Origin of the sequence: Bradyrhizobium genosp. SA-3, from assembly GCF_004212635.1 — a bacterium.
GTDB lineage: Bacteria > Pseudomonadota > Alphaproteobacteria > Rhizobiales > Xanthobacteraceae > Bradyrhizobium.
Genome location: NZ_PSRT01000222.1, coordinates 1 through 9,146, shown reverse-complemented (window position 1 = coordinate 9,146; position 9,146 = coordinate 1). Strand labels below are relative to the sequence as shown.

General features: G+C 57.3%; 8 protein-coding genes. 7 read left to right on the top strand and 1 reads right to left on the bottom strand.

Features of this window, described 5'->3' with window-relative positions; all coding sequences use genetic code 11:
• Positions 1-253: 253 nt before the first annotated feature.
• The 7 genes from CWO91_RS40285 to CWO91_RS40255 all read left to right on the top strand — a co-directional run bounded on the left by CWO91_RS40285 (position 254) and on the right by CWO91_RS40255 (position 8,462).
• Complete coding sequence (locus CWO91_RS40285) at positions 254-1,660, top strand: tyrosine-type recombinase/integrase (protein WP_165406045.1); 1,407 nt, start codon at positions 254-256, stop codon at positions 1,658-1,660.
• Positions 1,661-1,950: 290 nt separating this feature from the next.
• Positions 1,951-2,880 carry an SIR2 family protein gene (locus tag CWO91_RS40280; protein WP_165406044.1) on the top strand — a complete coding sequence of 310 codons (930 nt, stop codon included), beginning with the start codon at positions 1,951-1,953 and terminating at the stop codon, positions 2,878-2,880.
• Complete coding sequence (locus CWO91_RS40275) at positions 2,877-4,613, top strand: hypothetical protein (RefSeq protein ID WP_130220882.1); 1,737 nt, start codon at positions 2,877-2,879, stop codon at positions 4,611-4,613. The genes CWO91_RS40280 and CWO91_RS40275 overlap by 4 nt, the downstream gene beginning before the upstream one ends.
• Positions 4,606-5,562, top strand: coding sequence for a hypothetical protein (locus CWO91_RS40270; RefSeq protein WP_130220881.1), 957 nt, complete (start codon positions 4,606-4,608; stop codon positions 5,560-5,562). Before CWO91_RS40275 ends, CWO91_RS40270 begins: the two co-directional genes overlap by 8 nt.
• A 142-nt stretch (positions 5,563-5,704) precedes the next feature.
• Positions 5,705-6,499, top strand: a complete 795-nt coding sequence (locus tag CWO91_RS40265; RefSeq protein WP_130220880.1) for a trypsin-like peptidase domain-containing protein — start codon at positions 5,705-5,707, stop codon at positions 6,497-6,499.
• Between the two features lie 321 nt (positions 6,500-6,820).
• Entirely contained in the window at positions 6,821-7,081 is a 261-nt protein-coding gene (locus CWO91_RS40260) for a hypothetical protein (RefSeq protein WP_130220885.1), read from the top strand.
• 307 nt (positions 7,082-7,388) lie between these two features.
• Positions 7,389-8,462: a hypothetical protein gene (locus CWO91_RS40255; RefSeq protein ID WP_130220879.1), complete on the top strand. Its 1,074-nt coding sequence runs from the start codon at positions 7,389-7,391 to the stop codon at positions 8,460-8,462.
• Between the two features lie 405 nt (positions 8,463-8,867).
• On the opposite strand, the gene CWO91_RS40245 is transcribed toward CWO91_RS40255, so the two are convergent.
• On the bottom strand, positions 8,868-9,146 hold a 279-nt coding region (locus CWO91_RS40245), incomplete at its 5' end, for a sigma-70 family RNA polymerase sigma factor (protein ID WP_130220878.1).

Here is a 9,146-nt window from a genome sequence, read left to right as displayed (position 1 = left end):
GACTGCCGCATCCGCCAGGGCTTGACCGTAGCAACGACGGCCAGGACCACACGTCTATATTTTGGCATTCGGTGAAACACGCCGAAACTAAGAAAACCCTTTAAAACAAGCGCTTTTCGACTAGCCTGATCCGAGCTGTTTCAGCGGGCTTCACCAAAATAAGGGCCCGGCCCTAAGTCTTTCAGCGTCCGCACGACAGACTGAAAGCCCCGAAGCCGAGCCCTTGGTCTCAAGCCTTAGGAGCAGAAACCACATGGATAGTAGCATCGTCCCCTCCCCCGCCGGCAAGCGGGCCCGTAATAGCAGCGTGATCCTGACCGACCGCCTGTGCGAGAAGCGGGTCGCCAAACGGACCAAGTTCTACGACCGCAAATGCCCTGGCCTGTACGTCAGCATCATCACGGCCGGCATCGCGACCTTTTCCTTCAAGTTCACCGACCGGCAGACCGGCAGGCAGCGCACTGGCTGGCTCGGCGTCTACAATCCTGAGACCTTCACCGTCGAGGACGCCCGCAGCAAGGTCTACGGCCTCAAGGGTATGGGCGGCGACGCGCTGGCCGAGACCTTCCGCGACCAGAAGGCTGCGAGGGCCAAGCGGGGCAAGACCGTCTCTGAAATCATCGACGAGCGCATCGCGTGGATGAAGTCGCCGGTCAAGAAGCCGGACGGCGAGATGCGGCCCCGGCTGGAAAGCTGGGAGAACACGGCAAGCCACCTCGATCGCTTCATCCGCGCCCGCCTCGGCAAGAAGCTGGCCATGGAGGTCACCAAGCATGACATCGCCACGCTGTCGAACGATATCGTCGCAGGCAAGTTCGGCAAGCCTTCGGTCAGCAACGCGCGTCATATGCGCAAGGCGGCCTCCGGCCTGTTCAACTGGGCGGCGGAAGCGGGCCGCGACTACGTAACGGCCAGCCCCTGCGTCAACTTGCCGAAGCTCGATCCGGAGCATCCCCGCACCCGCGTCCTGTCCGAGGACGAGATCAGAACGTTCTGGCATGGGCTGGACCGCAACGACCTGCCATGGGACCGGAAGACCCGCCTCGCGCTCAAGTTCGAGTTGGTGACTATGCTGCGCTCACGCGAACTGCTCGGTGCGCGCCGGGATGAATTGTTCGACCTGGACGGTGAGCATCCGCGTTTCGACGTGCCGCTCAAGCGCGTCAAGAAGCGGCGGGTGATCCAGCAGCCACTGTCCGATCTGGCGATCGAGATCATCAAGGAAGCGCTCGCCTCTGATGAACAGCAGTATGTTTTCGAGAGCCCCATGTATAAAGGGCAACCGGTCCACCGCAAGGCGATGGCCGACGCGCTGCGGGGCACCAAGCACGAGACGAACAAGGACAAGACCAAAACCGCCGGTCTTTGCGAGCTGCTCGGCCTTAAGCCGTTCACGCCGCACGATCTCCGCCGGACGGCGGCGACCTTGGCCGGCGATCTCGGCTTCGAGGATGCGTGGATCGCAAAGTGCCTCGATCACGCCGCGAGCAAGAAATCCGAGCAGATCGTGCCGACGGTTACCGGCAAGGTCTACAATCACAGCAAACGCATGAAGGAAAAGCGCGCGGTGTTGGGTGGTGTTGCCGCCGAGCTGCGGCGCATCATCGAGAATGTTCCTACCCAAGCCATCGAACAGGCCCGATCTCAGCTTCTGGCCTGACGGGCTCGGAAGTAGTTAGCCCAGCACATATCGCGCTGGCTGTATTGGCATTTCACTGCGCAGGGAAGGACAAAGAGACGATCGTCGAGCAAATTCAAGGCCATACCTCCGCCGTGTCTACATTTGTGCCCCGATCCACCGAGGCAATAAACTGTGCAAAAATCTTTTATGGGGGTGGTTGCAACTACACTTCATTTCTTCCCCGTGGTTGTAGTCGCACGCGGTCTGCTCACCCCGATGGAGCCAGCTCTTGGTCGAGCAACGCGCACGGAAATGCGCGGAGGAAATCATTGCGTTTTGTTGAACAAGGAGCGGATGTTCCCGACGAATTAGTCCGAGCAGTCACCAATGGAGACGCAACGTTCCTCTGCGGTGCTGGCGTCTCGTTTCGCGTAAAACTGCCGTCGTTTAAGCAACTAACCGAACGCGTCTACGCCCGGCTTGGAGAAGCGCCGGACGACGAAGCCGCCGAACACAACGCCATCGAGAGCGAAGAGTACGACCGCGCCTTGCGTTCGCTAGAGAAGCGTACTCACAGGCCGGGAACGCCGTCGCGCGTTCGTGAGGCGGTCGCCCAAGAGCTATCCCCACCGGCGGTGCCGTTTCCTGACCACCTAGCGTTGGTTGAGCTGTCACGGGATCGCGACGGCCGTCCACGATTACTCACGACGAATTTTGATACGCTTTTCGAACGGGCTGCGCACGACGCGGGGATGCTAAACGTGCCCAGTTATGCGGGCGTATCCATGCCGCGGGCAGGCGGTGACCGCGATCACGGCATTCTGCATCTACATGGGCGCATCGCCGACGCTACCTTGAATTTGGGGCTCACAGACTTGATCCTGACGAGCGCTGACTTTGGCGAGGCATATCTGCGAAGCGGTTGGGCGTCGCGCTATATTGAAGACCGCATGCGCCTCGGCACGCTGGTCCTAGTGGGTTACGGAGCTGAAGACGCTGCTATGCGTTTGCTGCTCGAAACTCTTGACGCTGACCGCGATCGCTTTCGCGACCTGCACGATATTTATGCATTTGAGCTTGGAACTCCGATATCGGCGTCGATATGGAAAGCAAAGGGCATAAAGCCGATCGAATTTAGTAGCTACGACGCCATCTACGACACGCTCGCGGAATTTGCGCGCTACGCCAAGCAGCCGGCCGATTACCGACGAGAGCGCCTTGGACAAATTTTGGGAACCGGATCGGTGGGTGGCTCGTGATCGAGGATGTAAAACCGAGCTTGCCAAATAAGAAAACACCTGCCGACGCAACCCCGTTCGAGCGCGAGCAATTGCGCTTCTTCCTTTCAAGCGGAGATCTCGCCGCGACGCTCTCTGAGTTCAATCCTTCGTTCGCATGGCTGCCTTATCTCTCGGAGATGAAACTTATTCAGAGTGAAAGGCAGCTAATTGCATGGATCGAGCGAAATTTCTTTGACGTAGATGCAGTGCGCGATGTCGCAGCCAACATCCATTTCTTTGGACGAGAAACAGCAGACTTCCTTGAATTTCGCTTGAACGCCCATCGCACTGATTTGCCGCCACTGCTGGTGAAGAGCTGGTCCCTCGTCATTCGTCATATGCGCACCGCTAAGGCAGGCTTCGCTCAAAACGAGTGGTTCGAGATCGAGCCGCAGCTAAAGCGCGGAGACCATTCGGCTCATCTGCTTGAGCGGCTCGCTAACGCGCTGCGACCTAAGCTGAAAGTTGGGAAACTTATTTCTTGGTTTGATACTGTCAAAGATGAGGTGCCAGAACGTCCGTCTGATCTGATGGCGATCGACTATGAAGTTGATGATGACCTACAGGCGGATGACGTTCTCGCGGCGTGGCCTACAAACGCTGAGCCGGAAATCGATGAAATTCTGCTTACCCAGCTAAGTATTGCCCTGAGTGCAGCGTTGGCGGATGCAACAGATGCCGGCGTCGAGAGCAATCAAGGCTATAGCACATCGGATACCGATGTTCCTTCGGTCGCGAAGCATGGTCAGAACGAGTATCGCTCCGGCTTTCAAACCATCGTCCGGGTGATTGCTGAAGTTTGGACACGGCTCGCAGAGAAATCCAGCGGCAAAGCACTTGTCATCGCAGAGCGTTGGAGCGACAGCCCGTTTCGCCTTGTACGACGGCTGGCGATGTTTGCTTTCGCAGACCCGGCTGTCCCGGTCGATGTCGCGGCGAAATTTCTGATTGACGTGCCGCTTGGAGAACTCTTTCTTACGAATTCTGGTGTTGAGGCGTATCGCCTGATCCGCGCGCGCTGGCGCGATTTCACGCAAGAGCAGCAGCAACGAATTGCTCTGCGGATATGCGAAGGTCCGCCAAGGAGCTGGTTTCGGGAAGGCGCCGATGTTCATCGTCATATCGACCGGAGCCGCTTTGATCTACTCTCCGACATGGTCCGTGATGGCATCGATATCGGACACCAAGCGGCACAAGTGCTGGCTGAAATCCGCAGTCGCTGGCCGGAATGGGAGCAAAAGCCAGCGGCACAAGCCGGATTTCACATTTGGGTGGGAAGTGACGATGACGAAATTAGCGAGGACCCCGATAAGCTGAAGGATATCGCGGACAGCGAACTCGTTGCGGAGGCGAGGAAAATCGCCGCGTCCGCGGGGTTTATGGAGGGAGATAGTTGGCGCGGTCTTTGTCTCAGTGACCCGGACCGTGCTTTACGGGGCCTAGATGCGGCCGCCAAGGACGGAGACTGGCCGAAGGATTATTGGGAACAATTGCTTTGGTCCCGCAAAGATTATCGCGACAGAGCGACTGAACCGAAAATCGCAGAGCGGCTTTTGGAATGGCCAGCCGATACTTTCGGCGCCGTTGCGCCCTCAGCGTCCGCATGGCTCGAAGGCCATGCGAAGACCCTTTCAGAGACTTTGTTGTGGCGGCTCTGGGACCGCATCGCCGATGCCACGTTGATCGAGACATCGGAGTCAGAGGATGCGTGACGTATTCACCGATGCAATCAATTCTCCGCCCGGACGGCTTGCCGAATTGGTGCTCCATAAGCTCAACAAGGGGCATGGAAGTGAGCTTTCGGATGACGTTCGCCTACGACTTGATCGGCTAATCGATGCACCCGGTAAGGCAGGCTTGCTCGGGCGGGTCCGGCTCGCCCGTGATTTGCCGTTCCTGTTCGAACATGCTCCGAATTGGACAACGTCCCGGCTTGTCCCACTTTTTGATTGGGCCTCGCCCGACGCGGCCAGCCTTTGGTCGGCTCGCAAATACTCAAATTACATCGGTTCGCCGAAGCTATTCGACCTGACTAAGCAATCATTTTTACAGATGTTTAGTCGTGACGAAATGACGGCGGAAGACCTCGAAAGGTTCGCGGAATGGCTGACTACGATATTGATTGTCAATCATACTAAGGCTGCGGGCTATCCATTGCTTGAGACCGAGGCGAGATCGGCGCTACGGAAGGCGGGCGGTAGAACACTGAGCAGCGTGGGCCATCGCTTAGCTGTGGAAATGCAGGGGGCGAAATTGGAAGAAAGGATCAACCGTTGGCAGAATGTCGTGGGACCCGTGTTTCGAGGGATTTGGCCGCTCGATGTCGAGTTGCAGACACCAGCAGCGACCTTCAATCTTGTGCGAATATTGCTTGCAACCGGCGGCGCGTTTGCGGAAGCGGCTGACGCTATCATTCCATTCATTCAGCCCGACGATCCGCGTTCGCAGTCTAGTATTTTCTCGATAGCACGGGCCGACGAAGCGCTCTACAAGGCCGCTCCATCTAAGTTGCTAGACCTGCTGGCCGCTGTCGTTGGTGATGCGCCGCCGGGAAGTATTTATGCGCTTAGAGAAGTTCTCTCGCGATTGCGGTTGATTGCTCCTGTTCTCGCGGACAGTAGACAATTTCAGAAGCTTTTGCCGTTGGCTTCGCAACATTAAGGAGCGTGTCGGCCAGCTAGATTGTGACTAATCAACGTAGGCATGTTTCTGACGATAGTCTCAGAGGGTCACCATTCCAGCGCATTTGCCATGACACCGTGAAACGACAGAGGCCGGCGCGGTGGGCGGAGAACAGCTAGGCATGATTATAACGATTGATGATTTTGGTCGGATCGCACTCGACAGGCTGATGACTGCCGCGGCTGCGGATATCGCAAAGGCCGTACAACCCATCTATTTTGCAACGAATGGAGGCAGGGCGGAACACCTCGGATCGTGCGTTCTCGTGCACTATAAGTCTCGTCACCTGCTCTTTACTGCGGCGCACGTCGTCGATGCGAATAAGCTTAGCTCCCTCTACATACCTGTTCAGGGAAAGTTGGATCAGAAACTGGAAGGAGCCGGGCTCGCCACCGTAGCGCCCTCCGGTTTGCGCGACCGCGACAATTTCGATTTTGCGATCGTGGAGCTTCCTCCTCGACTCGTAGAGGCCCTCGGAGCCATTCGTTATGTTCAGGAAGACGAACTGCAAACTGAAGTTTCCGCCGGCCGACTGTGCATGGCATTCGGATATCCGAACTCTCGCAACAAAAGGATCTACCACTGGCAAAGGAAAGTTGTTTCACAGCGGTTTGCCTACGGCGGGTCTTTCTTTGTGCCTGCCATGCCGAAGGATGCCACGTCTAACGGTACCGAAAGCCACCTTTGTCGGGTCAAGTATGAAAAACGATCCCGATCTCTAGACGGGGACGTTGTCAACTCAATCGATCCAAAAGGACTGAGTGGTGGTGCCATGTTCGACCTTGGCAGGACGATCGCGGTTTCTCCTGACTGGAGAGAACCCGCGAAGCTTGCAGGTATACTGTTTGCACGTCGGCGCAACGAGAGGGCTCTTGTCGCCACGAACATTAGCACAATTGTTGGGTCACTAGTCTGATCACCGAAGGAGCTTCCAGCCAAACCCATTGCCCCGCCACGTAAGCTCAAAAATTGCAGGTGGCTTCTTTGCGCTAGTGATTACACAGGGGCATATCGCCAAGGGACGCTAAACGGAAGGTTGAAGTTGCACTGACTGACAATCCTGATCAAGGCCAGCCGGGATCAATATCACGCAACCGGAAGACCGTGCGCCTGTCCCGATGACACGATGCGGAATGGCCGGGCATGTGGCGGGAGAAGCGCGTACTCGCGGCCGGGCGGTGCGGCACCGCTATGCTAACCGGCTTGCACCAGCTCGACCGATGCCTATCTCTTGCCCATGCAGCTCTCGGACATTCACGACTACGCAATTCAAGCCCGCATGGCTCTAATCGTCGGCGCAAGACGGTTCGACCGCCTTTTCGCAGGCGCTCGCTTCGACGAAGTCGATGGTGACACCCTGTTCGTCTACGCGAAGGACGAGGACACAGCAGCACAGATAGAAGATGAATTCGCGCTGCACATATCGATCATTGCCTCAAAAATACTGGAGCGCGAGATCAACATCGTGATGGTGTTGCCAAGGCAACTCGTCAGTTGAGCTTACGAGTGAAGCCGGCGGAGCGGCGATGGCGTGGCAATGTCCGGTCTTCTGCGGACGGCCGACATGGATTCGGCTGGTGCGTTGTTCGGCTCCGGGCCACTTCAAGACATCGCCCTATGGGTATAGATAGGACCATCGTCCACCCGGAGAGCAGCAAGTGGGCCGAATAGCAACCTTCGTATGGATAGTAACGTCTTTCACAATCATTGTGGTCGCCACTCCACTCCGGGCTCAAGCAACACCGGAAGCGTCAGCGTGCCGATACCTCGCTGGTCTAATCGATAAGGCATCGCCATCAGGGCCGTTGTTCCTGTCCAGCTATCCGACCGTCGAATCGGGGCCTCTCCATGGCGCCGCCTACCTCTATGACAATGCGGTAGCGGCCATCGCATTGGTCGGTTGCGGCGAGCGAGACAAAGCGTATCGAATTGGCTCGGCGATTCTCTGGGCCATCGATAACGACCGCACCTGGCATGATGGGCGGCTCCGGAACGCATACGCCACGGGTGTGGTGGCGAATGGCCCCGTAAAACTTCCAGGTTGGTGGGACAATACTCAGAACAAATGGCTAGAGGATCGATATCAGGTGGGCAGCGATGTTGGTAACATGGCCTGGGCCATGTTGGCGTTGCTGTCGATTGATGTGAACACCGGCTCTCGATTCCGCGATGGTGCCGCACGGCTTGGCGCCTGGGTCGCGCAATGGGCCGACACGCGCGGTACTGGCGGTTTCACGGGCGGTACGTTTGGGCACGAGCCGACGCCGGAAGTGCGGACATGGAAATCGACTGAACATAATACTGACCTCGCCGCCGCGTTTGGCCTTCTTGCCGTCCGTACAGGCGATTCGCGCTGGCGCGATAAGGCAATGGTTGCTGAGTACTTCGTAAATACGATGTGGGATCCGGGGTGCGTCTGTTTCGCCGCAGGGACCGCCGAAGACGGTGTCACGCATAATCCGATTTTGGCTCTGGATGCCCAGGTCTGGCCCTTAACAGCGCTTCGCGGCGCGGCCGGGCAATTTGCATCGGCAATCACGACCGCCGAACAGCGAATGAGTGTTGGCGGAGGCTTCTCTTACGGTGAGAACCGGGACGCTGTGTGGACCGAAGGGACGGGCCAAATGGCTCTCTTGATGAAATTGCTCGGCAGGACTGAGAGGGCAGAATCGTTGATCGCTATCATCGAATCCCAGAGGTCGCCCGATGGTGGGTTCTATGCCACGACTGTCCGCGCGTTACCGACGGGGTTCGTGTTGGACACCGACCCGACCAAGCCGCGACACTATTTCCGATTGTCACATCTTGGCGCAGCTTCGTGGGCTGCCCTCGCGGGACGTGGGTTCAATCCCTTTACGATGACAAAGGGACTTCCCTAGCTGAGCCGCAGTGCTTCTCGTCTCGGTTTTCGGTCTGTTTTGATTTCGATATGTCCGCAACGGGTCAAAATGCGAAGAATCAGGGTGAGCAAGTTTAGCCCGCTATGCCCGAATAAGCGGACCTCCATCAGACAGGGCGTTACGTCGCTGATGGGCCAAAAGCTGAAGTGAACCCGATTACAGCGAGGTCAACGACCGGCGTGCCATCGAAAACAAGCCTATAGACCAGCAGACCGGGCATCCTCGAAAGGATATCAATGATACTAGCCCCAGAGTGACGGAACCTAGTACTGCAGGCCAACCTGCGTCTGTCCCGACCCACACTGCCGTCGAGAGAGCTCCAATTCCGACAAAACCTCGGATAAGGTGCTCGGTGAGTGAACTGCTGGCGAACATTCTTACTCCTCAGCGCATCATATATTCACGCACGAGCGCTCGACCGCGATGCAGTCGAGCCTTCACAGTTTCTCGGGTTAGCTCCAGCGATTGCGCTATTTCGCTAATCGTCATTTCGTCCACATCCCGCAAAATGAGCACCTGCCGGTAGTGGCTTGGCAGCGACTGGATCGCGGCAGCTATATCGATGCGAAGTTCTGATTCCGGCCTCTTCGAAAGCTGCAAGTCATTTTCCAGCGAAGAGAGGTCGTCGGGAAGGCCCACATGCTGCTTGGCCAATCTCAAGCA